The sequence below is a fragment of the Nocardia sp. NPDC051900 genome (assembly GCF_044452545.1).
GTDB lineage: Bacteria > Actinomycetota > Actinomycetes > Mycobacteriales > Mycobacteriaceae > Nocardia > Nocardia sichangensis.
In genome coordinates, this window is the sequence record NZ_JBITBU010000006.1 from 220451 (window position 1) to 246170 (window position 25720).

Below are 25720 nucleotides of genomic sequence, written 5' to 3' on the forward strand. Positions count from 1 at the left end.
CAGCCGACCGATTCCATATGCCGGAATCCACTCATCACATAGTTGATGGACATGGAATCCGACCGAGTCGAGCGGCGACTCATCGCCCGCTGGCATCCGCCGCCGAATCGGCAGGTCCACGAGAAAGGTTCGAACCGCCGCGTTGACCGGGAGCGGCGGCGAGGTGGACAGCCCGTCTTACCCGCTGCCGGTTCTCCGCGCAGAGCCGCAATCGGTCGGTCGCGCCGCGCTGATCACTCCACGCGCGCGGCGAGGAGCAATTCGAGCAGCAGATCGGCGAATTCGGCAGGTGCGTCGGTGAATCCGCTGTGCCCGCCCGGGAACTCGGTGAGCGGAATGTTCAGCAGCTCGGCGAGCGCTTCCGCGGGACGGTGGGGGAGCTTGCCCTTGCTCTCTCGTCCTGCCCCGAGCACCAGGCGGTCGCTGACCGGCGCCAAGGCCGCGACGTCGGGGAGATGGGAGGTGATCGTGCGCAACTCGTGCGCCATGTTGCGCGGCGCGTTGGCGTGCAGGCGTTCGATCATCGCCGCGGCGCGCGGGGAGAGTTCGGCGGGATCGGGCATCCGCACACCTCCGCCGATGCCTTCGAGGAAGCGGGCGCCCGCGGCAGCGAGACCGTCGGTGACGAACAGTTCGTACACCTCGTCGACGAACGCTTTGTGCTCGGCGGCATCGGGCAGCACCCCGAAAGAGGGCGGTTCGTGCGCGATCACCAGACGCAACCGCTCGGGATGCCGGGCAAGCAGGTCGAGCGCGACCACCGCCCCGCCGCTGCCGCCGAACACGTAAGCGTTCTCGTCCTCGGGGGTGAGGTGTTCGAGGAGCATGTGGGCGTCCTCGCTCTGCACCTCGACCTCGATGTCGGCCGGTGGGCCGGGGTCGAGCACACTGCGCGAGTAGCCGCGCGGGTCGATGGTGACCACGGTGAAGTGTTGTGCGAGTGGCTCGAGGATGGGATCGAACACCGCCGCGTCGCCGCCGCTGCCCGGCAGCAACAGCAGCACCGGCCCGGCGCCGCTGACCTCGTAGTACAGGGTGGCTCCCGGGACTCGCAGGGTGCCGGATCTCATGATTTCTCCTTGTCGGTCGGCCACTGCTCTAGGGTGACGTGCAGGGCGTCGATGATGCGTTCCCAGGACGCGGCGGTCGAGCGCGTGTGCCCGAAGCCGCCGGTCGCCTCCAGAACGCTGTATCCGTGGAAGGCGCTGCGCAGCAAGCGGACCGCGTCGGTCCGGTCGGGTTCGGCCAGACCGTAGGCGCGCAGCATGCCGTAGGTCAGCTCGATGGCGTGCAGCGCGCCGGTCGCGGTGGGCGTCATTTCGGGATCGAACGGAAGCTGGGTCGCGGCGTAGCGGCCGGGGTGACGCAGGGCGTAGTCCCGCCAGGCGTGGGCGTAGGCGGCGAGCGCATCACGTCCGGCGCGACCGGCCACGGCGGACGCGATCAGTTCGGTCTTCTCCGTGGCCGCCAGAACGGACACCCGCGCGCGGAGGTCTCGCAGATTCTTCACGTGCGAGTACAGGCTGGCGTCCTGGACGCCGAACTTCTTGGCCACCGCCGACATGGTGACGTTCTCCAAGCCGATCTCGTCGGCGAGGTCGGCCGCGGCCCGCGTGATCCGATCCGCGGTCAGTCCCGCTCGGGCCATCATGTGCACACCTCCTCGCTCTTGGGTTCCTAGTTTTTATCCTAGAACCCTTAGGTTTGCAATCGGCGTCGTGGACTGGTGCCCTTCTTGTCGCGGCGGGCCGTCTAGGTCACCTGCGAGCGATTAATTGCTTAGCGCAAGTAAGCACGCTATAGTTGCGTAGCACAAGCAACTAATTCTCGTGCTGGGAGTAGGCCATGGCAGTATCACCCGATGCGGCTCGGAGCCTGATAACCGAGCTCTATTTCATGGGCCGTGCGATGCGCGCTGTTCTGTCGCACCCGGAAGAAGGGCACCTGCTTCCGGGTGGCGTCGGCGTGCTGGGCTCTTTGGAGGCCAGGGGGCGATGCCGGCAAGTGGATCTGGCCGTGGACTTGTGCATCAGCCCATCGACACTGAGCAGGCATGTCGCCGAGTTGGTGGGTTCCGGCGACATCGCCCGCCATGCCGATCCCAGCGATGGCCGGGCCACCCTGATCGAAATCACGGACCAAGGACGCGATCTGCTGCGACGCATCCGAGTGTCGCGGGCGCGGGGATTGCAGGCCGCTCTCGCCGATTGGAGTGAGGACGAGGCCGAGCAGGCCGCCGTGGTTGTTCAGAAGCTCAGGAATTCACTGGCCGCAGTCGCGCACCACACCGCGGTGGGCGCGAGCGGGCCGGTTTCGACAGAGAGTCAGGAAGTGGATGTCTAGTTCAGTCGAGTCGGTGACGCGACGCGACCCCGCCGCGATGACCCACCGCGAGGTCCTGGAAGCGATGACCGGGCTGCTGGCGGCGCTGTTCACGGCGCTGCTCAGCACCACGATCGTCGCCACCGCACTGCCCACCATCATCGGCGACCTGGAGGGATCGCAAACCGCCTACGCCTGGGTCATCACCACAGCGCTGCTGGCCAACGCCGCCTCCACCCCGATTTGGGGCAAATTCGCCGACCTGTTCAACAAGAAACTGCTGGTCCAATCGGCCATCGTCATCTTCGTCGCCGGCTCCATCATCGCCGGACTCGCCCACACCGTGCCGATACTGCTGGCCGCGCGCGTCGTGCAGGGCATCGGCATGGGCGGGCTGACCGCGCTCGTCGTCGCGATCATCGGCTCCATCGTCGCCCCACGCGAACGCGGACGCTACTCCGGCTACATGGGCGCGGTCATGGCGGTCTCGATGTCCGGCGGCCCCATCCTCGGCGGCGTCATCGTCGACAGCCCACTGGGCTGGCGCTGGTGCTTCTTCGTATGCGTGCCACTGGCCGTGATCGCACTGGCGCTGTTGCAGCGCACCCTGCGACTACCCACCGAACGCAAAGACGGCGTGAGGATCGACTGGCTCGGCGCCGCGCTGCTGACCGCCGGGGTCTCGGTACTGCTGATCTGGGTGTCCTTCGCCGGCAAAGCCGGATACTACGCGTGGATGTCGCGGGAAACGGCGATCTATGTCGCCGCCGGCGTGCTGCTGCTGCTCGCCACCGTATGGGTCGAGTCCCGCGCCGAATCGCCGATCATCCCGCTGCCGATCATCACCGAACCCACCACCGGCCTGGCGATCATCGCCTCCATCGCCGTCGGCGTCGGCATGTTCGGCGCGACCACCTTCCTGGGCCAATACTTCCAAACCGCACGCGGCTACTCCCCGACCATCGCCGGAGTCCTGACCATCCCACTCGTCGCGGGCATGCTGACCGCCTCGGTCGGCTCCGGCCAACTCATCACCCGACGCGGCAAATGGAAAAGCTTCGTCGTCTCCGGCGCCGCGCTGCTGGTCGCCGGATTCACGCTGCTGTCCACCATCGACCACGCCACCAACCTGTGGCTGGTCGGCGCCTACATCACCATCGTCGGCCTCGGCGTCGGCATGATGATGCAAAACCTGGTTTTGGCCGTACAGAACACCGTCAGCGTGCACAACATCGGCGCCGCCTCCAGCAGCGTCGCCTTCTTCCGCACCTTCGGCGGCGCCATCGGCGTCTCGATCCTCGGCTCGGTACTGGCCAGCCGCGTCAGCGAACTATCCGCCCAAGGATTCGCCAAGCTCGGTGTGCGGACCGGCACCACGGGCGGCGGCAATCTGAATCTCAATGCCTTGCCCACACCGATAGCCACCATCGTGCGCGCCTCCTACGGCGACGCGACCGGGCGAATCTTCCTCATCGCCGCCGCCGCAACAGCCGTCGCACTCATCGCGACCGCGCTGCTGCCGAACCGCCCACTACGCCGCACAATCGACCTCAACCCCGCACCCGACCCGACCACGAAAAAGTCTGCGGTGCGGGACGATCCGACTGCCACGGACGACATGGCCGCACTGGATGCCGAACTGGACGCATTCGCCGAGTCGAGCTGGGACGAAAACCAACTCTGGGAAGGCGCCGAGCGGGTGTTGCCCGAGCCGGTCCCAGCCGCGTCGATCGGGCAGCATGCGGTGGTAGAGCAGAACGGTCGTGTGTACCGGGTGGCCGCGCCGTCACAGAACGGTCAGTCGACCGGCGGCTTGTCGGGGTCGGACTTCGATGGTGGGGCGTTGCGTGGTCGTGTCCATCGTGAAGACGGTCGTCCGGTGCCGGGTGCGGTGTTGACGTTGGTTGATCACGGTGGCCGTCAGGTCGCGCGGGCGAACAGTGCTGCTGATGGTGGCTATGCGATCACCGCGCCGGAGACGGGTGGCTATGTGTTGATCGTGTCGGCGATGGGGCACCAGCCGACCGCGGTGAACGTGTCGGTCGGCCAGCGGCCCCATCGCCTGGATCTGACCTTGGTGGGCTCCGGCGAGTTGTCGGGTGTCGTTCGTACCGCCGGCTCCGGTGTGCCGCTGCCGGGTGCGACCGTCACGTTGACCGATTTGCGTGGCGAGGTGGTCGGGTCGGCTGTCGCAGGCGGCGACGGCGCCTACGTATGTCGCGGTGTGGTCTCAGGTGTCTATACCCTGGTCGCGGTCGCTGAGCATATGCGTCCCAGTGCCACCACATTGACGGTGCCGGACAGCGGTGTTTTGCGTCATGACATCGAGTTGTCCACGATGGCGGTGCTTGCCGGATCCGCGTGGGCCGAGGGCAGCCGAGCGGTGCCGGATGTCCTGGTCAGTGTGCTCGACGCCGCGGGGCAGGTGACCGCCACGGCACGCACCGACGAGAACGGCCGGTATGTCGTGACCGATCTGCCCGAAGGGCAGTACACCGTTGTTGCGCGCGGTTATCCGCCGGTGACCGGGCAGGTCACCGTGTCCGGTGGCGAGGTCGCCTACGATGTGCGGCTCGGTTACGAGATCGAGGATCGTCGATGAGCGGATTGACCGGTCGTGTTCGCACCGCACAAGGGTGGCCGGTGCCGAACGCGGTGTTGACAGTGACGGATATGACGGGGCGCCAGATCGCCCGTGCGGTCGTCGACGAGACCGGGGCGGTGGGCACTGAGCTGTTGCCCGCGGGTGTTCATACCGCGGTGCTCACCGCTGTCGGGTTCGAGCCCGTAGCCCGCACCGTGCGGATCTCTTCAGCAGGGACGGGTGTGCTCGGGGAGATGGTGTTGGCGCCGATCGCCGGGACGGTGGCGGCACCGCCACCGGGGCCGTGGACGATCGATCCGGTGCATTCGACGGTGATCGCAACGGTGCGTCATCTGGGTATAGCGAGTATCAAGGCCCGATTCGCCGAGGTGAGCGGGCGGCTCGATATCGGTGAGCCGTTCGAGCGGTCCACCGGACACGCGGAGATCAAAGCGGCGAGTATCGATACCGGTATCTCTGCGCGTGACAATCACCTCCGTTCGCCCGAGTTCTTGGATGTCGACACCTATCCGCTGATCACATTCACCGGCAGCGGGTTGCGCCGTACCGGTGGTGACACCTGGGTGATGCCGGGTGAGCTCACCCTGCACGGGCAGCGCCGCCCGGTCGATCTCGAGGTCGCCTACGGTGGCTTCGGAGCGGATCCATGGGGCGGCGTGCGTGCTGCGTTCCACGCCGAAACAGTGTTGCATCGCAACGATTTCGCGATCGATTACAACGCGGTCGTGCGCGCGGGAGTGGCCGCCGTCGGCACCACCGTCAAAATCGACCTCGACATCGAAGTCGTACAAGGCGAGCGGCTACCCGCGATCTAGCCTGCTGCGGAGAAATATCTGCGCTGGGCCGATGAATTTCGTTCGTGCACATCGTCCGCATTCCGAAGAGGGAACCGACTGCACGAGGAGAACCCATGACCCATCTGCCGTCCGCGGTCACCGCGCGGACCCTCGACGTCCCGGGTGCGCACCTGTACTACGAACTGCGTGGCGCGGGCCCGCTGGTCGTACTGGCGGGCGCGCCGATGGACGCCGCCGCGTTCGCGCCGTTGGCCGATCTGCTCGCCGTGGACCACACCGTGCTCACCACCGACCCGCGTGGGCACCAAGGTTCCACGCTGAAGGACGCCGAAGAGGACTCGACGCCGGAACTGCGCGCCGACGACCTCGTCCGGCTCATCGCGCACGTCGACGCCGGGCCCGCCGTGGTCTTCGGTTCCAGTGGCGGTGCGGTGACCGCGCTCGCACTCGCCCAGTCTCGTCCTGATCTCGTCACTACGGCGATCGCGCACGAACCACCGATCAACGCGCTGATCGCCGACCGGGACGCGCATCGAGCCGCGACCGACGACCTCGTCGCCACCTATGCCCGAGGCGACGTGCTCGGCGCTTGGCGGAAGTTCTTCGCGGCCGCGAACATTGCGATGCCCGAGCCGGTGCTCGAGCAGATGTTCGGCCCGGAGCGCGACCCGCGGCAGCTGGCCAGTGAACGTTACTGGTTCGCCCACGAGATCCGCGGCACCACCACCTGGGAACCCGATATCCGCGCCCTGCGCCACGCGTCCACTCGTCTCGTCATCGGTATCGGCGCGGAATCCGCCGGGCAATTCTGTGATCGCACCTCGCGCGCGCTCGCCGCGGCGCTCGACCTGACGCCAACGCTGTTCCCCGGTGGACACACCGGATTCGTCGACGATCCCGGCGCCTTCGCCGACCGGCTGCGCGAAATCCTCGACAAGTCCTGAATCGGCTGGAGTCGCCTGCGAAGTCTCGGGATCCGGCTCACAACGTGAATCTGCGGCCCTTCGCGGCCCACTCGCCGCGGCCGCGCGGCGTGATGGCCCAGCGGCCGCGGTGCTGGCAGTCCATGATCAAACCGCGCGACTGCAGGCGCAGCAATGCGCTGCGCACCGACCAGGCGGTCAGTCGCGCCTGCTGCGCCAGCTGCTCCACAGTGAGCAACCCGCCCGGCGCCAGCACACCCAGCACCGCGAAATCGGCGGCAGTCCTGGGGCGTCTCATCATGTCGCGGCCCTTTCCCTCGAGGAGAAGGCAGCCCGGGACCGACATCGGCGCAGTGGCCCGGGCTGCCGAATCGACGGTAGAAGCCACACCGATACCGCCGCCCACATTTTGCGCGACTTTGCGAAGTGCGTTGACCGGCATCGGGTCCGGTGGGGACGATTGCACGACATCGTCCGCCCGCTCTCGCAAAGGATCAGCTATGAACCTGCGACTTCTCGGATCCGGATCCGACCATGGAGCTTGCCCCGCCGTGTATGCGACCGACACCGGCGTGCTCGTGGTGCAGGGCGATGCCACCGACCGCACGGGCACGGTGCGTGTACCGCACCAATTGCTGGACTGGCTGGAACCAGGCATGTGGCTACGGGTGGAGCCGAGTGGAACCTGCGGTTCGGTGCTGGTGGCCGGCGAACCGGTCACCGACCCCGAACTGCTCGCCCAGTTGACCCTCGACTGTCACGAAACCGCCGTGGTGGTGCGCTGATGCTGCACGTCGCCGGTGACCGCTGTTTCGAGCCGCTCTTTCGGGCGGCTCGATTCCGCGCTTTCCACTTGGAGGTGAGAGATCAGTACCTGATGGAGGACGAGCAGGAAGCGTTGCGCCGCTTCGATGCCGGAGTAGCGTACGAGCGAGAGGAACAGCCCGAGTCGTGGAAAGCCTGGGATGCTCTGATGGTCGAGTCGGCCACCCGCGGAGTCACGCTGGAGCGACTACGTGTCGTGACGGTCCCGCATACCGGCTACACCCGGTGGTTGTTGTCGGCGACCGACGACAACATCGCCACCGGCGAGGCGGTGCGCTGGCTACCGCGGCATCTGGTCGACGCGGCGGATCTGCCGCACGACGACTACTGGCTGTTCGACTCGGACACGGTGGCCTTCAACACCTTCGCCGAGAACGGGGCGTTCACCGGGCTGTCGATCAGTACTGATCCGGCGCTGGTCGCCCGGTACCTGCGGGTGCGGGAACGGCTGTGGCCCATGGGCATCGATCATCAACGATATTGCGAGAGTGAGCACGTACCCGAGTGAACGGTGTGTCGGACGCACGCGAGGTGCTGGGCGCGCGCCTGCGTGAACTTCGTCGCGCTGCCCACCTCACCGGCCTGGAGCTGGCCGCGAGGTGCGGCTGGCATTCGAGCAAGGTCTCCCGGATCGAGGGCGGCAAGCAGACGCCGTCGGAAGCGGACCTCGCCGCGTGGTGTGAAGCGTGCGGTAACACCGCCGTGCTGGACGATCTGGTCGCCAATGCGCGCAATCTACAGTCGATGTACCTGGAATGGCAGCGCACCGTCGCCTCCGGGCACGCGCGCAGGCAACGGCAATCGATCCATTTGGAATCGCAGACCACGCAGATCCGCTGGTACGCGCCGGACACGTTACCGGGCCTGCTGCAAACCGAGGGCTACGCGCGCGCGATCCTGACCGCCTGCATCGCGGTGACCGGTGGGCGCGACGACCTGGAAGAAGCGGTGGCCGCGCGCATGACCCGTAAGCAGGTGCTCTTCCGGGCGAAACACCGGTTCCACTTCGTGGTGAACCAGGCCGCGCTCTGGCGCACGGTCGGCGACGCGACCGTCATGGCCGAGCAGCTCGCCCACCTGCTCGCGGTGATGGCCAACCCGACTGTGCGGTTGGGCATCATCCCGATCTGCGCCGAGTACCGCGCCCCCGCGACGAACTTCGTCATCTACGACCGCTCACAGGTGCTGACCGAGACGGTCTCGGCGGAGCTGACCATCACGCGCCCGTCCGAGATCGCGCTGCACGAGAAGACCTTCGCGATCCTTGCCGACCAAGCCGAGTACGGCGATCGCGCCCGGGCGCTGATCGCGAAAGCGCTGCAAGGCCGGCGCGGCGCCTGAGTGCATCGAGCCAGCCGTGAGACGACGATGCCGCCGCGGTCGTGCGGCGGCATCGGGGCGAGCGGGCCGGTCAGCGAACGAACGTCGCCGCCTGCTCGGCGAGGTCGAGCAACGGCTGCGGAAAGACACCGAGCGCGAACGTGATCGCCGCGGTGACCGCCACGATCGTCGTCGTCAGCGGCGGGCTGACCAGCACCGGCGCGTCGGCGGGCGGGTCGGTGAAGAACATGAGCACGATGACCCGCAGGTAGAAGAACGCCGCGACGGCGCTGCAGATCACGCCGATGACGACCAGTGGCGCCGCGCCGCCCGAAGCGGCGGCCTCGAAGACGGTGAACTTGCTGACGAAGCCGCTGGTGAGCGGCAACCCCGCGAAGGAGAGCAGGAACAGCGCGAATACCGTTGCCAGCCAGGGTGACCTGCGGCCGAGCCCAGCCCACCGTGGCAGGCCGGTGGCCTCGTCACCGTCCGGCTCGCGGACCGAGCTGACCACCGCGAACGCGCCGAGTGTGCCGATTCCGTAAGCCAGCAGATAGAACAGCACGGCCGCGACACCGCGGTCGTTGGCCGCCACCGGGCCGGTGAGCAGGAACCCGGCATGCGCCACCGAGGAATACGCGAGCATTCGTTTGACGTCGGTCTGCGTGATCGCCATGACCGCGCCGACGGCCATGGTGGCGATCGCGACGGCCGCGAGGATGGGCCGCCAGTCGTCGCGCAGACCGGGCACCGCGACCTGCAGCACACGCACCAACGCGCCGACCGCGGCGATTTTGGTGGCGGCGGCCATGAACCCGGTGATCGCGGTGGGAGCGCCCTGGTAGACGTCGGGCACCCAGGACTGGAACGGCACCGCGCCGATCTTGAACAGCAGGCCGACCGCGAGCATCGCGATCCCGAGGACCGCCAGCGTCGCGTTGTCCGGATGCTGGGCGATCGCGTCGGCGATGCCGCCGAGTCGCACCGTAGCCGCCTGGCCGTACAGCAGCGCGACGCCGTAGAGGAAGAACGCCGAGGAGAACGCGCCGAGCAGGAAGTACTTCAGCGCCGCCTCTTGGGAGAGCAACCGCTTGCGCCGGGCCAGACCGCACAGCAGATACAGCGGCAGCGACAGCACTTCGAGGGCGACGAACATGGTCAGCAGGTCGTTGGACGCCGGGAACAGCAGCAAGCCGCCGACGGCCAACAGCGTCAGGGGGAACACCTCGGTGGTCGCGACACCCGCGCGCAGCGCCGCGGCTTCGGTCGCGCTGCCGGGCACCGCCGAGGCCTGGGGCGTGAAGGCGTCCACGCCGCGTTCGAGGGTGGCGGCGGCTCGGCTCCAGGTTCCGGGGCCCGACCGCGCCCGCAGACGCGGCTCGGCTCCGCGCTCGGCGATGAACAGGATCCCGAGCAGCGACACCACCAGGATCGTGCCCTGCAGGAACAGCGTCACGCCGTCGATCGCGACCGCACCGGCGACAGCGGTGGATTCGGTGCCCGCCAGCAGCACCACCGCGATCAGCGCGGCGACCAAGCCGACCACGCTCAGTACCAGATGGGTGGCATAGCGGTAGTGCCGGGCGACGAACGCTTCGGCCAGTACACCGAGTACGGCGGCGCCGAACACGATGAGCATGGGGGACAGGGCGCCGTATTCGATGCTCGGCGCGGGAACGCTCGCGGCGAGCGTCGCGGTGGAGGCGAGGTCGGTCATTTGTGGACACCTCCGGGATGGTGGGTCGATCCCGCTTCCGCCGGTGGTGTCGACGGTGCGGGGTCGGTCCGGCCGATGGTGGTGAGGGTCTGGCTCACCGCGGGATTGATGAAGTCGGTCAAGACTTTCGGGTAGATGCCGAGGAACAGCAGCGCGGCGATCAGCGGTATCACGACGGCGAGTTCGCGCGGGGCGAGATCCCAGATCCGCTCGTTGCCTTTCTTCACCGGTCCGGTCATCATCCGCTGGTAGAGCCACAGGACGTAGAGTGCAGCGAGCACCAGCGCGCTCGCGGCGATCACGGCGGCGAACTGGTAGCGGGTGAAGGTACCGATCAGCACGAGGAATTCGCTGACGAAGGGTGCGAGCCCGGGTAGCGAGAGCGTCGCGAGACCGGCGATGAAGAACGTGCCCGCCAGCACCGGGGCCACCTTCTGCACGCCGCCGTACTCGGCGATGAGCCGGGTTCCGCGCCGGGACACCAGGAATCCGGCCACCAGGAACAGTGCGGCGGTGGAGATGCCGTGATTGACCATGTACAGCGTCGCGCCGGTTTGACCCTGGCTGGTCATGGCGAAGACGCCGAGGATGATGAAACCGAAGTGGGAGATCGAGGTGTAGGCGATCAGGCGCATCACGTCGGTCTGCCCGATGGCCAGCAGCGCGCCGTAGACGATGCCGATCACCGCGAGCGTGATCACCAGCGGCGCATAGGTGCTCGACGCGTCGGGGAACAGGGGCAGGCAGTAGCGCAGCATGCCGAAGGTGCCCACTTTGTCGACCACCGCCATCATCAGCACCGCGCTGGAAGGCGTGGCGGCGACGGCGGCGTCGGGCAGCCAGGTGTGCAGCGGCCACAAGGGCGCCTTCACCGCGAAAGCGAACATGAACCCGAGGAACAGGGCATTGAGCACCGCGGGACCCGCGCCGAGCTGCCCGGCGTTGGCGGCGGCGACCACGGTGCGGAAATCGAACGTCCCCGAGGACCCTTCGCCCAAACCTTCGCGGGCGGTGAGTACGTACAACCCGATGACCGCGGCCAGCATGATCAGCCCGCCGAACAGGTTGTACAGCAAGAACTTCACCGCCGCGCGCGAGCGCTGCCTGCGCACCAGCGCGTCGCCGGTACGCGGCCCGAACCCGCCGATGAGGAAGTACATCGGGATGAGCATCGCCTCGAAGAAGACGTAGAACAGCAGGATGTCCAAGGCGACGAAGGAGACCAGCACCATCGCCTCGACGAGCATGATGAGCGCGACGTAGGTGTGGGCCACCCGCTTGCCGCTTCCGACTTCGCGTTCGTCGTGCCAGCCCGCCAGGATCAGCAGGGGCACCAGTGCCGCGGTCAGCAGCACCAGCACCAGTGCGATGCCGTCCAGTCCGAGGGTGTAGCCGGCGCCGAACGCCGGAATCCACTGATGGGATTCGACGAACTGGTATTGCGCGCCGCCGGGATCGAAGCGCACCGCCAGCGCGATGCCGATACCGAGCGTGAGCACCGAGAAGGCCAGTGCCACCGCGCGCGCGAGCGTGCGTCGCGCGGCGGGCAGCACGAGCACGATCGCCGCACCGACGACCGGTGCCAGCCACAGCGTCGTCAACCAGGGGAACTCGCTCACCACAACCTCACCGCCAGCAGGGCTGCGGCCACCAGGGCCGCGCCGGTGAACATGGACAGGGCATAGGAGCGCACGAAGCCGGACTGCACACGCCGGGCTCGTGCGGACAACCCGCCGATCAGCGCCGCGGTGCCGTTCACGACGCCGTCGATGCCGCGATTGTCGAGGAATACCAGCGCCCGGGTGAGGTACCGTCCCGGCCGCATGAACGCCGTTTCGTTGACCGCGTCGCCGTAGAGGTCGCGGCGCGCCGCGACGGTGAGCGCGGAGACGGCTTCGGGTGCGGTCTCGGGGATGTCGCGCTGCGCGTACTGCGAGTAGGCCACCCAGACTCCGACGGCGACCACGCCCAGCGCCAGTATGGTGACCAGCGCCGCGGGAACGGTTTCGGTGCCGTGGTGGGCGCCCACGACCGGTTCGAGCCAGTTCTGCAGCGAGGAGCCGAAGACGAACACCGCGCCCGCCCCGATCGAGCCGAGGGCGAGCAGGATCATCGGCCCGGTCATCACCGCGGGGGCTTCGTGCGGGTGGGTGTCCGGTTTCCAGCGCCGTTCGCCGAAGAACGTCATCAGCATGACCCGCGTCATGTAGAACGCGGTCAGGCCCGCGCCCAGCAGCGTGACCAATCCCAGCGCGACTCCACCGAGACCGCCTTGGTTGAACGCCGCCTCGATGATCCGGTCTTTGGAGAAGAATCCGGCGAACGGCGGAACACCGATGATGGCGAGGTAGCCGAGGCCGAAGGTGACGTAGGTGATCGGCAGCAGGGTGCGCAGTCCGCCGTAGCGGCGCATGTCGGTTTCGTCGTTCATCGCGTGCATCACCGAACCGGCGCCGAGGAACAGCCCGGCCTTGAAGAACCCGTGGGTGAGCAGGTGCATGATGGCGAAGGCGTATCCGGCGGGGCCGAGTCCGGCGGCCAGCACCATGTAGCCGATCTGGCTCATGGTGGAGGCGGCGAGCGCCTTCTTGATGTCGTCCTTCGCGCAGCCGATGATCGCGCCGAACAGCAGGGTGACCGCGCCGACCAGCACCACGCCGAGGCGCGCGTTCGGTGCTAGGTCGAAGATCGCGTTGGAGCGCGCGATCAGGTACACGCCCGCGGTGACCATGGTCGCCGCGTGGATGAGCGCCGACACCGGGGTGGGGCCTTCCATCGCGTCACCGAGCCAGGATTGCAGCGGCACCTGCGCGGACTTGCCGCACGCGGCCAGCAGCAGCAACAGGCCGATCGCGGTGAGTGTGCCCTCGCCCGCGGCGGACGCGGCGCCGAACACGACGTCGAAGTCGATCGACCCGAACGTCGCGAACATGACCATCATCGCGATCGCCAAGCCCATGTCGCCGACCCGGTTGACGACGAAGGCCTTCTTGGCCGCCGTTGCCGCCGAGGGCTTTTCGTGCCAGAACCCGATCAGCAGGTAGGAGGCCAGGCCGACGCCCTCCCAGCCGAGGTAGAGCACGAGGTAGTTGTTCGCCAAGACCAGCAGCAGCATGGCCGCGAGGAACAGGTTCAGGTAGGCGAAGAACCGCCGCCGCGCCGGATCGTGGCTCATGTAGCCGATCGAGTAGATGTGGATCAGCGAGCCGACGCCGGTGATCAGCAGCGCGAAACAGATCGACAGCTGATCGAGTCGCAGCGAGAAGTCGACCTGGAGACCGGCTACCGGAACCCAGCTGAACAGATCCTCGCGCACCGCGCGGTCGGCGGTGTCGCGTCCGAGCATGTCGGCGAACGCGAGCGCGGCGACCACGAACGAGGCCAGGGCCAGCGCGGTGCCGAGCAGATGGCCCCACTTGTCGGCGTAACGTCCGGTCAGCAGCAGGACGATCGCGCCCGCCAGGGGGAGGGCGGGCAGCAGCCACAGCGTTGCGGTGTCCACGTCAGAACTTCAGCAGGTTGGCGTCGTCGACCGAGGTCGAGCGGCGGGTGCGGAAGATGGTCATGATGATGGCCAGGCCGACGACCACCTCGGCCGCGGCGACCACCATCGTGAAGAACGCGAACACCTGTCCGTCGAGGTTGGCGTGCATCCGGGCGAAGGTGACGAACGCGAGGTTCACCGCGTTGAGCATCAGCTCGATGCACATGAACACGACGATGGCGTTGCGCCGCAGCAACACTCCGGCCGCGCCGATCGTGAACAGCAGGGCGGACAGGAACAGGTAGTTCTCGGGATTCACCGGTTGCCTTCCTCGTCGCTGGGTGTGTCGGCCGCGTCCGCCGCGGGCGTGGTGCCGACCGAGATGACGGCCGCTTCGGTGAGCGCCCTGGTGCGGCGGTGCCGCAGGATGGTGCTGACCGACAGTTCCTCGAACGACCCGTCGGGCAGCCGCGCGGGGATGTCCACCGCGTTGTGCCTGGCGTAGACGCCGGGGGTGGGCAGTGGTGTGGCGCGGTGGCCCTTCTCGCGGAAGCGGCGGCGCGACAGTTCACGCTGATCGGTGCGGGGGCCGAAGTGCTCGCGGTGCGCGAGCACCATGGCGCCGATGGTTGCGGTGATCAGCAGGGCGCCGGTGAGTTCGAAGGCCCACACGTAGCGCAGGAAGATCAGTTCGGCCAATTCGGCGATCACGTTGCGGCCGGGGAAACCGTTGGCGGGGAAGGTGGTTCCGGATTCGCGTACGCCGTGGGCGATGCCGCCGCTGAGCAGCAGCCCGAAGCCGATGCCGACCGCAGCGGCGGCGAGTCGCTGGCCGCGGATGGTCTCTTTGAGCGATTCGGCGGAGTCGACGCCGACGAGCATCAGCACGAACAGGAAAAGCATCATGACCGCGCCGGTGTAGACCACGATCTGCACGATGCCGAGGAACAGTGCGTCCTGGGCGATGTAGAACGCGGCCAGCGCGATCATCGTCGCGGCCAGGCACAGTGCGGAGTGCACGGCCTTGGGGGCGAACACCATGCCGAGCGCGCCGAGCACGGCGATAGGGGCGAGGATCCAGAATTGGACGGTCTCGCCGGTGGATGCGCGAGTCAGTGGCTCCGCGGCCAGGATCAGTTCGGTCATCGTGTCACTCCTTCCGCGCCGGCGGCGGCGGGCTTGCGGAGCGCGTCGGTCGCCGTGGCACCGCTGGTGGCAGGCGCGCCGGGCACCCGGCCGAGGTAGTAGTCGGCCTCGTCGGCGCCGGGGTGCATGGCGTGCGGCGGTGGGGTCATTCCGGGCTGCAACGGGGCGAGCAATCGGTCCTTCTCGTAGATCAGGTCGGCCCGGTTGTCATCGGTCATCTCGTAGTCGTTGGTCATCGTCAGCGCCCGGGTGGGGCAGGCTTCGATGCACAGGCCGCAGCCGATGCAGCGCAGGTAGTTGATCTGATAGACCCGGCCGTATCGTTCACCAGGCGAGAATCGTTCGGTCTCGGTGTTGTCGGCGCCCTCGACGTAGATCGCGTCGGCGGGGCAGGCCCATGCGCACAGCTCACAGCCGATGCACTTCTCCAAGCCGTCGGGATGCCGGTTGAGCTGGTGTCTGCCGTGGTAACGCGGCGCGGTCGGCGTCTTCTGCTCGGGATAGAACTCGGTGTTCGGCTTCTTGAACATGGTGCCCGCGGTGACCGCGAACCCGCCCAGTGGATCGAACAGCCCGGCTTTGGTGCGGGTGGCGTCGCGTGTGTGCGCGTCGGCGGGCAGCGGCGGAACCGGGAAGCCGAGGAAGACCGTCGACTCGGGGGAATCCGCGGTCACGGGTTGCTCGACCGGTGGCGGCGCCGCCTGCGCCCGGCCCGCCCGCAGGAATTGCAGCACCAGCAGACCGGTGACCACCAAGCCGCCGATCACCAGGATGGGGGTTTGCACCCGATAGCCCTCGGCCTGCAACACCCGTGCGGTGGCCACCACCATGACCCAAGCCAGCGAGGTCGGGATCAGCAGTTTCCAACCGAGGTTCATGAACTGGTCGTAGCGCAGCCGGGGCAGTGTGCCGCGCAGCCAGATGAACACGAACAGGAACGTCCAGACCTTCGCGGTGAACCACAGCACCGGCCACCAACCGGAATTGGCGCCGTCCCACATGTTCAGCGGCCACGGGGCGTGCCAGCCACCCAGGAACAAGGTGGTGGCCAGCGCGGACACCGTTCCCATGTTGACGTACTCGGCCAGCATGAACATGGCGAACTTGAGCGAGGAGTACTCGGTGTGGAAGCCGCCGACCAGCTCGCCCTCGGCCTCCGGCAGGTCGAACGGCGCCCGGTTGGTCTCTCCGACCATCGAGACGCAGTAGATCAGGAACGACGGCAGCAGCAGGAAGACATACCAGGTGCCTTCCTGCGCGGACACGATGCCGGAGGTGGCCATGGTGCCCGCGAGCAGGAACACCGTCGCGAAGCACAGCGCCATCGCGATCTCGTAGGAGATGACCTGCGCGGTCGAGCGCAACCCGCCCAGCAGCGGATAGGTCGAGCCCGACGACCATCCGGCCAGCACGATGCCGTAGACGCCGATGGAGGTGATCGCGAGGATGTACAGCACCGCCACCGGCAGATCGGTGAGCTGCAGCGGCGTCATGACACCGAAGAACGACACCTCGGGCCCGAAGGGGATCACCGCGAACGCCATGAACGCGGGCACCACCGAGATGACCGGCGCCAGGATGTAGATCGGCTTGTCCACGATCGCCGGGACGATGTCCTCCTTGAGGGCCATCTTCACGCCGTCGGCGATGCTCTGCAACGAGCCGAACGGCCCGGTCCGGTTGGGGCCGATCCGCATTTGCATGCGTGCCACGATCTTTCGTTCCGCGAGCACGGCGATCAGCGGAATCAGCATCAGGTAGACGAAGACGGCCAGCGCCTTGACGATCACCAGCCACAAAGGGTCGTGCCCGAAGCCCGCGGGCGCGTAGGGATCGGAGGCGGCGTGGGTAACCGTGGAGGTCAAGGCGAGCGCGGCGAGATCACTCATGACGGTGCTCCTTCATCCTCTCGTCGGCGTGCCGCAGATGCACGATCGCGCCGGGCTGCACGGCGAGTTGCTCGGCGATGGAGCAGCCGGGCGAGTGCTGCGGCAGCCAGACCACCCGGTCGGGCAGGTCGCTGATCAGCAGGGGGAGCGTGACCGTGCCGCGGCTGGTGGCGACCGTGACCGGGTCGTCGGGTTGTACGCCGATCTCGGCGGCGGTGGCTGCCGACAGGCGCACCACCGGGGGCCGGGCGATACCGGCCAGATTCGGTTCGCCGTCCTGCATCCGGCCTTCGTCCAGCAGCATGCGCCAACTGGCGAGCACCGCCGTTCCCGGCTCGAGCCGCGGCAACGGGTTCGGCGGGTGCGTGGGGGCGGTGACGGGTGCGCCGTCCCACGCGCCGAGTTCGGCGAGCTCGGCGCGGGCGGATTCGATGTCGGGCAGGCCGAGGCGCACCGACATCTCCTCGGCGATGGCGTGCAGCACGCGCTGATCCGACAGCGGCGCGGTCTGGCGGCGCACCATGTCGTCACCGAGCGCGGCGGCGAACGGGCGCGGCCTGCCCTCCCAGGTGCGGAAGGTGCCGGACTTCTCCATGGCCGCGGCTACCGGGAAGACCACGTCGGCGCGTTCGGTGACCGGGCTGCGGCGCAGTTCCAGACTCACCACGAACCTGGCCGCGTCGATCGCGGCCAGCGCTGCGGCCGGGTCGGGCAGGTCGGCGACATCGACTCCGCCGATGACCAGCGCGCCGAGGCCGGAGGCGGCCTCCAGGATCGCCGTGGTGTCCCGGCCCGCGCCGACGGGCAGCTCCGGCACGTTCCAGACAGCCCGGACCTGTTGGCGGGCACGGGGATCGGCGACGGGCCTGCCGCCGGGAAGCAGGCCGGGCATGGCGCCCGCTTCGACCGCGCCACGTTCGCCTGCCCGGCGCGGCACCCAGGCGAGGGCGGCCGCGGTTTCGTCGGCGAGGCGCACCGCGGCCGACAGCGCGCCCGCGACGCCCGCCATCCGCTCGCCGACCATGATCACCGCACCGGGTTCGCGCAGCAGCCGGGCCAGATCGGCCAGCTGGGCGGGATCCGCGCCGGGCGTGGTGATCTCGCCGGTGCGGATGGCGTCGAGCAGATGCGGTTCGGCGCCCGGCACGGCGCGCATCAGCCGTCCGGACATGCGCTCGAGCCCGCGCGAGGAGTACGGCGCGAGCGAGTAGATCGGCAGGCCGCGCTTGCGGGCCGCCTTGCGCAGCCGCAGGTAGACGATCGGCGACTCTTCCTCGGGTTCGAATCCGACGAGCAGGACGACCGGTGCGGCTTCCATGCTGTCGTAGGTGACCGCGCCGTCCTGGCCCGCGACGCGGGCGGCGAGGAAATCGGCCTCCTCGGCAGAATGCGCGCGGGAGCGGAAGTCGACGTCGTTGGTGCCGAGGGCGACTCGCGCGAACTTCGCGTAGGCGTAGGCGTCCTCCTCGGTGACCCGTCCGCCGACCAGCACGCCGGCGTTGCCGAAGGACGCGGCCAGCCCCTCCGCGGCCGCGGCCAGCGCCTGCGACCACGAGGCGGGGGCGAGTTCGCCGTCCCAGCCGCGCACCAGAGGGGTGGTGAGCCGGTCGGGTCCGGTGGCGTAGGCGAAAGCCCACCGGCCCTTGTCGCAGTTCCACTCCTCGTTGACCTGCGGGTCGTCTCCGGCCAGCCTGCGCAACACCTTGCCGCGCCGGTGGTCGGTGCGCTGGGCGCAGCCGGAGGCACAGTGCTCGCAGACGTTCGGGCTGGACACCAGGTCGAACGGGCGCGCGCGGAATCGGTAGGCGGTGCCGGTGAGCGCGCCGACGGGGCAGATCTGCACGGTGTTGCCGGAGAAATAGGAGTCCAGCGGTTCGGCCTGCGCGGTGCCGACCTGTTGCAGCGCGCCGCGATCCATCAGTTCGATGAACGGGTCGCCCGCGATCTGCTGGGAGAAACGGGTGCAGCGGGCGCAGAGTACACAGCGCTCTCGGTCCAGCAGCACGGCCGTGGACAGCGGAATCGGTTTGGGATAGGTGCGTTTGCGGCCGTCGAACCGGCTTTCGGCCCGGCCGGTGGACATCGCCTGGTTCTGCAACGGGCACTCGCCGCCCTTGTCGCACACCGGACAGTCGAGCGGATGGTTGATCAGCAGCAGCTCCATCACGCCCTCCTGCGCCTTGTCGGCGGCGGGGGACGTGAGCTGGGTGCGCACCACCATGCCGTCGGCGACGGCCATGGTGCAGGAGGCGACCGGCTTGCGCTGCCCTTCGACTTCCACCAGGCATTGACGGCATGCGCCGACCGGGTCGAGCAGCGGATGGTCGCAGAAGCGGGGGATCTGGATGCCGATGAGCTCGGCGGCCCGGATCAGCAGTGTGCCGGGCGGCACGCTGACGGCGGTGTCGTCGATGGTCACGGTCACCAGGTCGGCGGGCGCGGGCCCGCCGTTGTTGTCACGCACGGCGGCAGGCCCGTTTGCCGCCCGGCCGCCACCCCTGATCGAATCGCTCCGCGATACCGGTTTCATCGGACCTCTTCTCCTGACTCGGCCCATGCCGTGCTGCGCGCCGGGTCGAACGGGCAGCGGCCAAGCCGCAGGTGTTCGACGTACTCCTCGCGGAAGTACTTCAGCGAGGAGATGATCGGGCTGGCCGCGCCGTCGCCGAGGGCGCAGAACGACTTGCCGTTGATGGTGTCGCTGATGTCGAGCAGCTTGTCCAGGTCGGATGCGACGCCGGTGCCCGCCTCGATACGGTGCAGCAGCTGCACCAGCCAGTAGGTGCCCTCCCGGCACGGGGTGCACTTGCCGCAGGACTCGTGGGCGTAGAACTCCGTCCAGCGCAGCACGGCGCGCACCACGCAGGTGGTGTCGTCGAAGATCTGCAAGGCTTTGGTGCCGAGCATGGATCCCGCACCCGCGACGCCTTCGTAGTCGAGCGGGACGTCGAGGTGTTCCTCGGTGAACAGCGGCGTGGACGAGCCGCCCGGAGTCCAGAACTTCACCCGATGCCCGGCGCGCACGCCACCGGCGTAGCCGAGTAGTTCGCGCAGCGTCACGCCCAGCGGGGCCTCGTACTGCCCGGGCCGGGTGACGTGACCCGACAGCGAATAGAGCGTGAAGCCGGGCGAGCGCTCGCTGCCCATGGAGCGGAACCACGCGATGCCGTTGCGGATGATGGGCGGCACGCTGGCGATGGACTCGACGTTGTTCACCACGGTCGGGCAGGCGTACAGACCCGCGACGGCGGGGAACGGCGGGCGCAGCCGAGGCTGGCCGCGGCGCCCTTCCAGCGAGTCCAGCAGTGCGGTCTCCTCACCGCAGATGTAGGCGCCCGCGCCCGCGTGCACGATCAGCTCGAGGTCGTAGCCGGAGCCGAGGATGTCGTGACCGAGGAAGCCCGCCTCGTAGGCCTGGGCCACCGCGGCCTGTAGCCGCCGCAGCACCGGAACCACCTCGCCGCGCACGTAGATGAACGCGTGCGCCGCGCGGATGGCGTAGGCGGCGATGACGACGCCTTCGATCAGCGCGTGCGGGGCGGCCAGCATGAGCGGAATGTCCTTGCAGGTGCCTGGTTCCGATTCGTCGGCGTTCACCACCAAGTAGTGCGGCTTGGTGACACCGTCGGGACCGGGCCCCTGCGGGATGAAACTCCATTTCATGCCGGTGGGGAAGCCCGCGCCGCCGCGCCCGCGCAGGCCCGCGTCCTTGACGGTCTGGATGATCTGATCCGGGTCCATCCGCAGGGCGGTGCGCAGGGCCTGATAGCCGTCGTGGCGCAGGTAGGTGTCCATCGTCCAGGACTGCGGATCGTCCCAGTAGGTGCTCAGCACCGGGGTGAGCGTCATCGCCTGCCCTCCGCGTCCTCTTCCGGCGTGGGGGCGCGCATGCCCTGTTCGCGGGCCACCCGCAGGCCGGCGAGTGTCGCGTCACCGGCCGCGCCGTCGAGCACACCGGGGCGCTCATCGGGGAAACCGGCGAGGATGCGGGCGGTCTGCTTGAACGTGCACAGCGGCGCGCCCCTGGTCGGGGTGACCTGCTGTCCGGCTCGCAGCGCGTCCACCAGCGCCCGCGCGGACTCGGGGGTCTGGTTGTCGAAGAACTCCCAGTTGACCATGACGACCGGCGCGAAGTCGCAGGCCGCGTTGCACTCGACGTGCTCCAGCGTGATCGATCCGTCCGCGGTGGTCTCGCCGTGCCCGATGCCGAGGTGGCGCTCGAGTGCGGCGAGGATGGCGTCGCCGCCCATGACCGCGCAGAGCGTATTGGTGCAGACGCCGACGTGGTAGTCGCCGGTCGGTGTGCGCCGGAACATCGAGTAGAAGGTGGCGACCGCGGTGACTTCGGCGCCGGTCAAGCCCAATTGCTCGGCGCAGAACTCGATTCCGGTGCCGGTGACGCAACCCTCCTCGGACTGCACCAGGTGCAGCAGGGGCAGTAGCGCCGAGCGCGGATGCGGATAGCGCGCGATGATCTCCTTGGCGTCGGTTTCGAGCCGTTCGCGCACGAAGGGCTGGTACGGCTCGGGCCGGGCGCTGAGCTTCAGCAGGACCCGCGTGCCGCCGGTCCCGTAGCCGCCGTTCGGGGTATCGCCGTCTGTTGCCGGGTTCATCGGTCCACTCCGCCCATGACGGGGTCGATGCTGGCGACCGAGGCGATGACGTCGGCGACCATGCCGCCCTCGCACATCGCCGCGACCGCTTGCAGATTGGTGAACGAGGGGTCGCGATAGTGCACGCGGTAGGGCCGGGTGCCGCCGTCGCTGACCATGTGCACGCCCAGCTCGCCGCGCGGTGACTCGACGGCCGCGTACACCTGGCCGGCCGGAACGCGGATGCCTTCGGTGACCAGCTTGAAATGATGGATCAGGCCCTCCATGGACCTGCCCATGATCTTGCCGATGTGCTCGGGAGAGTTGCCGAGTCCGTCGGCGCCGAGTTGCAGGTCGGCGGGCCAGGCGATCTTCTTGTCGTCGATCATGACCGGGCCGGGCCGCAACCGGTCCAGGCACTGCTCGACGATCTTGAGCGATTCCTTCATCTCTTCCACCCGGATGACGTAGCGGCCGTAGCAGTCGCATCCGGTGGTGATGGGGACGTCGAATTCGTAATTCTCGTAGCCGCAGTAGGGCTGGGCTTTGCGCAGGTCGTGCGGCAGGCCGGTGGCGCGCAGCACCGGGCCGGTGATGCCGAGGGCCATGCAGCCCTGCAGGTCGAGATAGCCGATGTTCTGGGTGCGGGCCTTCCAGATCGGGTTGGCGGTGAGCAGGCGCTCCATATCGCGCAGCCGTTCGGGCAGCAGCGCGAGCAGTTCGCGCACCTTGGTGACGCCGTTGTCGGGGAGGTCCTGAGCCAGGCCGCCGGGGCGGATGAACGCGTGATTCATCCGCAGGCCGGTGATCGTCTCGAACACGTCGAGGATCAGCTCGCGTTCGCGGAAGCCGAACAGCATCGGCGTCAACGCCCCGAGCTCCATGCCGCCGGTGGCCAGGGCGACCAGGTGCGAGGAGATGCGGTTGAGCTCCATCAGCAGCACGCGGACGATCGTGGCGCGCTCGGGGATCTGCTCGGTGATGTCGAGCAGTTTCTCCACGCCAAGGCAGTACGCCGTCTCGTTGAAGAACGGCGACAGGTAGTCCATCCGGGTGACGAACGTGACGCCCTGGGTCCAGTTGCGGAATTCGAGGTTCTTCTCGATCCCGGTGTGCAGGTAGCCGATTCCGCAGCGGGCCTCGGTGACCGTCTCGCCTTCGATCTCGAGGATCAGGCGCAGCACACCATGGGTGGACGGATGCTGCGGACCCATGTTGACGACGATGCGTTCTTCGCCCGCGCCGGACAGCGTCTCGGCCACCTGGTCCCAGTCCTGGCCTGCGACGGTGACCGTGGCGGGCTCGGGCGCGGTGACCTCGGGTTCGGTGTCGGTGTCGCTCATCAGCTGTATGCCCTCCGCTCGTCGGGCGGCGGGATGCGCGCGCCCTTGTATTCGACCGGGATCCCGCCGAGCGGGTAGTCCTTGCGCTGGGGGTGACCGCGCCAGTCGTCCGGCATGGTGATCCGGGTCAGCGAGGGGTGCCCGTCGAACCGGATGCCGAAGAAGTCGTAGGTCTCGCGCTCATGCCAATCGGTGGTCGGATACACCTCGTAGAGCGAGGGGATGTGCGGGTCCGCGTCCGGTGCGGAGACCTCCACGCGTAGACGGCGGTTGTGCGTGATCGACATGAGGTGGTAGACGGCGTGCAGTTCACGGCCGGAGTCCGCCGGGTAGTGCACGCCGTCGACGCCGAGGCAGAGCTCGAATCGCAGCGCGGGATCGTCGCGCAACGCGCGGGCCACCGTGGGTAGATGCTCCCGGCGCACGTGCAGAGTGAGTTCGCCACGGAAGACGATCACCTTCTCCAGCGCGGCGTCCGAGCGGGCGCCGGTGGCGGCGAGCGCGGCGTGGAGCGCGGCGACCAGCTCGTCGAAGTACCCGCCGTAGGGGGCGGGCGTGCCGCCGGGCAGGGTGACGGGGCGGACCAGGCGGCCGTAGCCGGAAGTGTCGCCGGTGCCGGTGACGCCGAACATGCCGCGGCGCACGCCGATCACGTCGGCCTCCGCCGGCCTGGAATCCTCTTCGGGCAGTGTGCCTTCGGGGCCCGCGGTGGCGGCGGCATCGATCGCGTCGTGCGCGGGCGGTGTTTCGGTGTCGTCAGGGGTGTCGAAGGTCATCGCAGCAGACCCTCCATCCGGATTGTCGGCGTCGAGGCGAGCGCGGCCTGTTCGGCGGCGCGAATGGCCTCCTCGCGGTTGACGCCGAGCGGCATCTGTTGAATCTTGGCGTGCAATGCCAGGATCGCGTTCAGCAGCATCTCCGGCCGGGGCGGGCAGCCGGGTAGGTAGATGTCCACCGGCACCACGTGATCCACGCCCTGCACGATGGCGTAGTTGTTGAACATCCCCCCGGAGGAGGCGCAGACGCCCATCGCCAGCACCCATTTGGGTTCGGTCATCTGGTCGTAGACCTGGCGCAGCACCGGAGCCATCTTCTGACTCACCCGGCCCGCGACGATCATCAGATCGGCCTGCCGCGGCGAGGCGCGGAAGGCCTCCATGCCGAAGCGGGCGATGTCGAAACGGCCCCCGCCGGTGGCCATCATCTCGATGGCGCAGCAGGCGAGCCCGAAGGTGGCCGGCCACAGGGAGCCCTTGCGAAGGTATCCGGCGAAATCCTCGACGGTGCTCAGCAGGAAGCCGCTGGGCAGTTTTTCCTCGAGACCCATGTTCTACTGACTCGCTTCCACTCGTCGGCTACGAATTCGGCTGCGCGGTGGTCAGTCCCAGCTGAGGCCACCCCGTCGCCATTCGTAGGCGTAGGCCACCGAGACGTTGACGATGAACAACGCCATCGCGGCCAGACCGAAGAGACCGAGCGCATCGAAGTGGACTGCCCACGGGTAGAGGAACACGATCTCGATGTCGAAGATGATGAACAACATGGCGGTGAGGTAGTACTTCACCGGAAAGCGTTGCCCGGTAACGTTTCCCGGTCCGCCCGCCACGGCATGCGGCGTGGGTTCGATACCGCATTCGTAGGGTTCCAGCTTTGCCCGGTTTCGTCGTTTCGGGCCGACCAGGGCGGACAGGACGATGGAGAACAGCGCGAACGCCGCCGCGATCGCGCCGAGTACAAGTGTCGGCACCTCGATGTTCACGACTGCACTTCCCCTCCTTGCGAGCGGCAGCTGACAACAGCGTCCGAGGCGGGCTGACGTCGTTGTCCGCCTCGGCCAGACTCGCCCCTCGGCTCCACCCGGGGACGGTCATGACCGGATCCGTCTCCGTGTGAGGTAGGGCACAGCCTACAACTGAACCGGCGGCCCGCACCGCGTTTGGCGACGGCGTTTGATCGAATTCAGTACAAGCATTTATGACCGAAACGGTGGTAATCCGCGCGAAGGGTCCGCACCGTTGGGTGAACGGTCAGTTGGAAACGTTGAGGTGTCGGGTACGGCGACGTCAAATGTGGTCCCGAGCGGGTTCGCAGTCGGAAAAGGCGGCAAACTGCGCGGCGAACAACGGCGCCGAGGGGCGGCGCGGTCGAGGGTCGTTACCGGCGGTCCTGGCGCGGTGGAGCGCCCGGGTGGATTAATTCATGATCGCTATGAATAACTGGCGGGATCAGGCCGCCGAGCGGCTGCGCAGCAGAGCCACGACGGCCTCGGTGAGGCGGAGCGGATCGATGGGATGCGCCACGGCTGCCTCCGCGCGCGACCAGCTGGCAAGCCATGCGTCGTCGGCCCTGCCGGTGAGCACCAGCAGCGGCGGGCACGGATCGACTTCGTCCTTCAACTGCTTCGCGATGCCGAGCCCGCCGACGGGGGCGGCCTCGCCGTCGAGCACGGCCAAGTCGATGCCACCGGCGTCCAGCTGCGCGATCACCACGGGAGCGGTGGCGACCTCCAGGTACTCGAACTCCGGTAGCTCCGCGCTCGGACGCTTGCCCAAGGCCTGGATCACCTGGCGCCTGGTGTCGGCGTCGTTGCTGTACACGAGGACCCGCAGTGGGGTGGAACGAGTGGAATCGGCCACGAACGGCATGGTACGTCCGCGAGGGCGTACCGCGTGGCAGGTTCGGCGCAGATGGTTCGCACGCGTCGTGCGCGGCGCGTCACCAGTGCGGTCGTCCGGCGAAAGCCGATGGCAAGCAGTT

General features: G+C 68.2%; 24 protein-coding genes. 7 read left to right on the forward strand and 17 right to left on the reverse strand.

Annotation, left to right across the window (positions count from 1 at the left end; all coding sequences use genetic code 11):
* Window positions 1–233: 233 nt before the first annotated feature.
* Window positions 234–1070, reverse strand: coding sequence for an alpha/beta fold hydrolase (locus ACIA5H_RS12045; protein WP_397075808.1), 837 nt, complete (start codon window positions 1068–1070; stop codon window positions 234–236).
* The gene (locus ACIA5H_RS12050; protein WP_379254468.1) at window positions 1067–1651 is read right to left on the reverse strand and encodes a TetR/AcrR family transcriptional regulator; all 585 of its coding nucleotides are present in this window, start codon (window positions 1649–1651) and stop codon (window positions 1067–1069) included. Before ACIA5H_RS12050 ends, ACIA5H_RS12045 begins: the two co-directional genes overlap by 4 nt.
* 194 nt (window positions 1652–1845) lie before the next feature.
* Between ACIA5H_RS12050 and ACIA5H_RS12055 the strand changes: the two genes are divergently transcribed.
* The 4 genes from ACIA5H_RS12055 to ACIA5H_RS12070 all read left to right on the forward strand — a co-directional run bounded on the left by ACIA5H_RS12055 (window position 1846) and on the right by ACIA5H_RS12070 (window position 6668).
* Window positions 1846–2343 (forward strand): MarR family winged helix-turn-helix transcriptional regulator, encoded by a 498-nt coding sequence (locus tag ACIA5H_RS12055; RefSeq protein ID WP_379254466.1) that lies wholly within the window; start codon window positions 1846–1848, stop codon window positions 2341–2343.
* Complete coding sequence (locus tag ACIA5H_RS12060) at window positions 2336–4924, forward strand: MFS transporter (RefSeq protein ID WP_397075811.1); 2589 nt, start codon at window positions 2336–2338, stop codon at window positions 4922–4924. The genes ACIA5H_RS12055 and ACIA5H_RS12060 overlap by 8 nt, the downstream gene beginning before the upstream one ends.
* Complete coding sequence (locus ACIA5H_RS12065) at window positions 4921–5742, forward strand: YceI family protein (protein WP_397075813.1); 822 nt, start codon at window positions 4921–4923, stop codon at window positions 5740–5742. Before ACIA5H_RS12060 ends, ACIA5H_RS12065 begins: the two co-directional genes overlap by 4 nt.
* 95 nt (window positions 5743–5837) lie before the next feature.
* Window positions 5838–6668, forward strand: coding sequence for an alpha/beta fold hydrolase (locus ACIA5H_RS12070; RefSeq protein ID WP_379254464.1), 831 nt, complete (start codon window positions 5838–5840; stop codon window positions 6666–6668).
* A gap of 37 nt (window positions 6669–6705) precedes the next feature.
* Here ACIA5H_RS12070 and ACIA5H_RS12075 read toward each other — a convergent pair whose 3' ends face one another.
* Complete coding sequence (locus ACIA5H_RS12075) at window positions 6706–6948, reverse strand: helix-turn-helix domain-containing protein (RefSeq protein WP_159929549.1); 243 nt, start codon at window positions 6946–6948, stop codon at window positions 6706–6708.
* A gap of 250 nt (window positions 6949–7198) precedes the next feature.
* Between ACIA5H_RS12075 and ACIA5H_RS12080 the strand changes: the two genes are divergently transcribed.
* The 3 genes from ACIA5H_RS12080 to ACIA5H_RS12090 are packed head-to-tail and all read left to right on the forward strand — an operon-like array spanning window position 7199 to window position 8813.
* Entirely contained in the window at window positions 7199–7432 is a 234-nt protein-coding gene (locus ACIA5H_RS12080) for a hypothetical protein (protein WP_355074014.1), read from the forward strand.
* Entirely contained in the window at window positions 7432–7980 is a 549-nt protein-coding gene (locus ACIA5H_RS12085) for a DUF6879 family protein (RefSeq protein WP_355074012.1), read from the forward strand. Before ACIA5H_RS12080 ends, ACIA5H_RS12085 begins: the two co-directional genes overlap by 1 nt.
* Window positions 7981–7985: 5 nt before the next feature.
* Window positions 7986–8813: a helix-turn-helix transcriptional regulator gene (locus ACIA5H_RS12090; protein ID WP_355074010.1), complete on the forward strand. Its 828-nt coding sequence runs from the start codon at window positions 7986–7988 to the stop codon at window positions 8811–8813.
* A gap of 70 nt (window positions 8814–8883) precedes the next feature.
* On the opposite strand, the gene nuoN is transcribed toward ACIA5H_RS12090, so the two are convergent.
* The 14 genes from nuoN to ACIA5H_RS12160 all read right to left on the reverse strand — a co-directional run bounded on the left by nuoN (window position 8884) and on the right by ACIA5H_RS12160 (window position 25608).
* A complete protein-coding gene (gene nuoN / locus ACIA5H_RS12095; RefSeq protein WP_379254461.1) occupies window positions 8884–10509 on the reverse strand; it encodes an NADH-quinone oxidoreductase subunit NuoN in 1626 nt (541 codons plus the stop codon).
* Window positions 10506–12128, reverse strand: coding sequence for an NADH-quinone oxidoreductase subunit M (locus ACIA5H_RS12100; protein WP_397075817.1), 1623 nt, complete (start codon window positions 12126–12128; stop codon window positions 10506–10508). Before ACIA5H_RS12100 ends, nuoN begins: the two co-directional genes overlap by 4 nt.
* Window positions 12125–14011 carry an NADH-quinone oxidoreductase subunit L gene (nuoL, locus tag ACIA5H_RS12105; protein WP_379254457.1) on the reverse strand — a complete coding sequence of 629 codons (1887 nt, stop codon included), beginning with the start codon at window positions 14009–14011 and terminating at the stop codon, window positions 12125–12127. The genes ACIA5H_RS12100 and nuoL overlap by 4 nt, the downstream gene beginning before the upstream one ends.
* A 1-nt stretch (window position 14012) precedes the next feature.
* Window positions 14013–14312, reverse strand: coding sequence for an NADH-quinone oxidoreductase subunit NuoK (gene nuoK / locus ACIA5H_RS12110; RefSeq protein WP_355074002.1), 300 nt, complete (start codon window positions 14310–14312; stop codon window positions 14013–14015).
* Complete coding sequence (locus ACIA5H_RS12115; protein WP_355074000.1) at window positions 14309–15139, reverse strand: NADH-quinone oxidoreductase subunit J; 831 nt, start codon at window positions 15137–15139, stop codon at window positions 14309–14311. The genes nuoK and ACIA5H_RS12115 overlap by 4 nt, the downstream gene beginning before the upstream one ends.
* Window positions 15136–17028 carry an NADH-quinone oxidoreductase subunit NuoH gene (nuoH, locus tag ACIA5H_RS12120; protein ID WP_379254455.1) on the reverse strand — a complete coding sequence of 631 codons (1893 nt, stop codon included), beginning with the start codon at window positions 17026–17028 and terminating at the stop codon, window positions 15136–15138. Before nuoH ends, ACIA5H_RS12115 begins: the two co-directional genes overlap by 4 nt.
* Entirely contained in the window at window positions 17021–19558 is a 2538-nt protein-coding gene (locus ACIA5H_RS12125; RefSeq protein ID WP_397075821.1) for an NADH-quinone oxidoreductase subunit G, read from the reverse strand. The genes nuoH and ACIA5H_RS12125 overlap by 8 nt, the downstream gene beginning before the upstream one ends.
* On the reverse strand, window positions 19555–20877 hold the full coding sequence (gene nuoF / locus ACIA5H_RS12130) for an NADH-quinone oxidoreductase subunit NuoF (RefSeq protein WP_379254453.1): 1323 nt from the start codon (window positions 20875–20877) through the stop codon (window positions 19555–19557). The genes ACIA5H_RS12125 and nuoF overlap by 4 nt, the downstream gene beginning before the upstream one ends.
* Window positions 20874–21641 (reverse strand): NADH-quinone oxidoreductase subunit NuoE, encoded by a 768-nt coding sequence (gene nuoE / locus ACIA5H_RS12135; protein ID WP_379254452.1) that lies wholly within the window; start codon window positions 21639–21641, stop codon window positions 20874–20876. The genes nuoF and nuoE overlap by 4 nt, the downstream gene beginning before the upstream one ends.
* Window positions 21638–22963, reverse strand: coding sequence for an NADH dehydrogenase (quinone) subunit D (gene nuoD / locus ACIA5H_RS12140; RefSeq protein WP_379254450.1), 1326 nt, complete (start codon window positions 22961–22963; stop codon window positions 21638–21640). The genes nuoE and nuoD overlap by 4 nt, the downstream gene beginning before the upstream one ends.
* Window positions 22963–23739, reverse strand: coding sequence for an NADH-quinone oxidoreductase subunit C (locus ACIA5H_RS12145; RefSeq protein WP_364426410.1), 777 nt, complete (start codon window positions 23737–23739; stop codon window positions 22963–22965). Before ACIA5H_RS12145 ends, nuoD begins: the two co-directional genes overlap by 1 nt.
* On the reverse strand, window positions 23736–24290 hold the full coding sequence (locus ACIA5H_RS12150) for an NADH-quinone oxidoreductase subunit B family protein (protein WP_040866749.1): 555 nt from the start codon (window positions 24288–24290) through the stop codon (window positions 23736–23738). The genes ACIA5H_RS12145 and ACIA5H_RS12150 overlap by 4 nt, the downstream gene beginning before the upstream one ends.
* Before the next feature lie 51 nt (window positions 24291–24341).
* Entirely contained in the window at window positions 24342–24722 is a 381-nt protein-coding gene (locus tag ACIA5H_RS12155; RefSeq protein WP_067807371.1) for an NADH-quinone oxidoreductase subunit A, read from the reverse strand.
* A 466-nt stretch (window positions 24723–25188) separates the two neighbouring features.
* Window positions 25189–25608, reverse strand: a complete 420-nt coding sequence (locus ACIA5H_RS12160; RefSeq protein ID WP_355073991.1) for a hypothetical protein — start codon at window positions 25606–25608, stop codon at window positions 25189–25191.
* Window positions 25609–25720: the final 112 nt, after the last annotated feature.

Coding starts and splice junctions, on each gene's coding strand:
- ACIA5H_RS12055 (WP_379254466.1), top strand. CDS start 1,846: ATGGCAGTATCACCCGATGCGGCTCGGAGCCTGATAACCGAGCTCTAT.
- nuoH (WP_379254455.1), bottom strand. CDS start 17,028: ATGAGTGATCTCGCCGCGCTCGCCTTGACCTCCACGGTTACCCACGCC.
- ACIA5H_RS12050 (WP_379254468.1), bottom strand. CDS start 1,651: ATGATGGCCCGAGCGGGACTGACCGCGGATCGGATCACGCGGGCCGCG.
- nuoF (WP_379254453.1), bottom strand. CDS start 20,877: ATGACGCTCACCCCGGTGCTGAGCACCTACTGGGACGATCCGCAGTCC.
- ACIA5H_RS12070 (WP_379254464.1), top strand. CDS start 5,838: ATGACCCATCTGCCGTCCGCGGTCACCGCGCGGACCCTCGACGTCCCG.
- ACIA5H_RS12085 (WP_355074012.1), top strand. CDS start 7,432: ATGCTGCACGTCGCCGGTGACCGCTGTTTCGAGCCGCTCTTTCGGGCG.
- nuoN (WP_379254461.1), bottom strand. CDS start 10,509: ATGACCGACCTCGCCTCCACCGCGACGCTCGCCGCGAGCGTTCCCGCG.
- ACIA5H_RS12045 (WP_397075808.1), bottom strand. CDS start 1,070: ATGAGATCCGGCACCCTGCGAGTCCCGGGAGCCACCCTGTACTACGAG.
- ACIA5H_RS12160 (WP_355073991.1), bottom strand. CDS start 25,608: ATGCCGTTCGTGGCCGATTCCACTCGTTCCACCCCACTGCGGGTCCTC.
- nuoD (WP_379254450.1), bottom strand. CDS start 22,963: ATGAGCGACACCGACACCGAACCCGAGGTCACCGCGCCCGAGCCCGCC.
- ACIA5H_RS12115 (WP_355074000.1), bottom strand. CDS start 15,139: ATGACCGAACTGATCCTGGCCGCGGAGCCACTGACTCGCGCATCCACC.
- ACIA5H_RS12145 (WP_364426410.1), bottom strand. CDS start 23,739: ATGACCTTCGACACCCCTGACGACACCGAAACACCGCCCGCGCACGAC.
- ACIA5H_RS12060 (WP_397075811.1), top strand. CDS start 2,336: ATGTCTAGTTCAGTCGAGTCGGTGACGCGACGCGACCCCGCCGCGATG.
- ACIA5H_RS12065 (WP_397075813.1), top strand. CDS start 4,921: ATGAGCGGATTGACCGGTCGTGTTCGCACCGCACAAGGGTGGCCGGTG.
- ACIA5H_RS12075 (WP_159929549.1), bottom strand. CDS start 6,948: ATGATGAGACGCCCCAGGACTGCCGCCGATTTCGCGGTGCTGGGTGTG.
- ACIA5H_RS12125 (WP_397075821.1), bottom strand. CDS start 19,558: ATGAAACCGGTATCGCGGAGCGATTCGATCAGGGGTGGCGGCCGGGCG.
- ACIA5H_RS12150 (WP_040866749.1), bottom strand. CDS start 24,290: ATGGGTCTCGAGGAAAAACTGCCCAGCGGCTTCCTGCTGAGCACCGTC.
- nuoE (WP_379254452.1), bottom strand. CDS start 21,641: ATGAACCCGGCAACAGACGGCGATACCCCGAACGGCGGCTACGGGACC.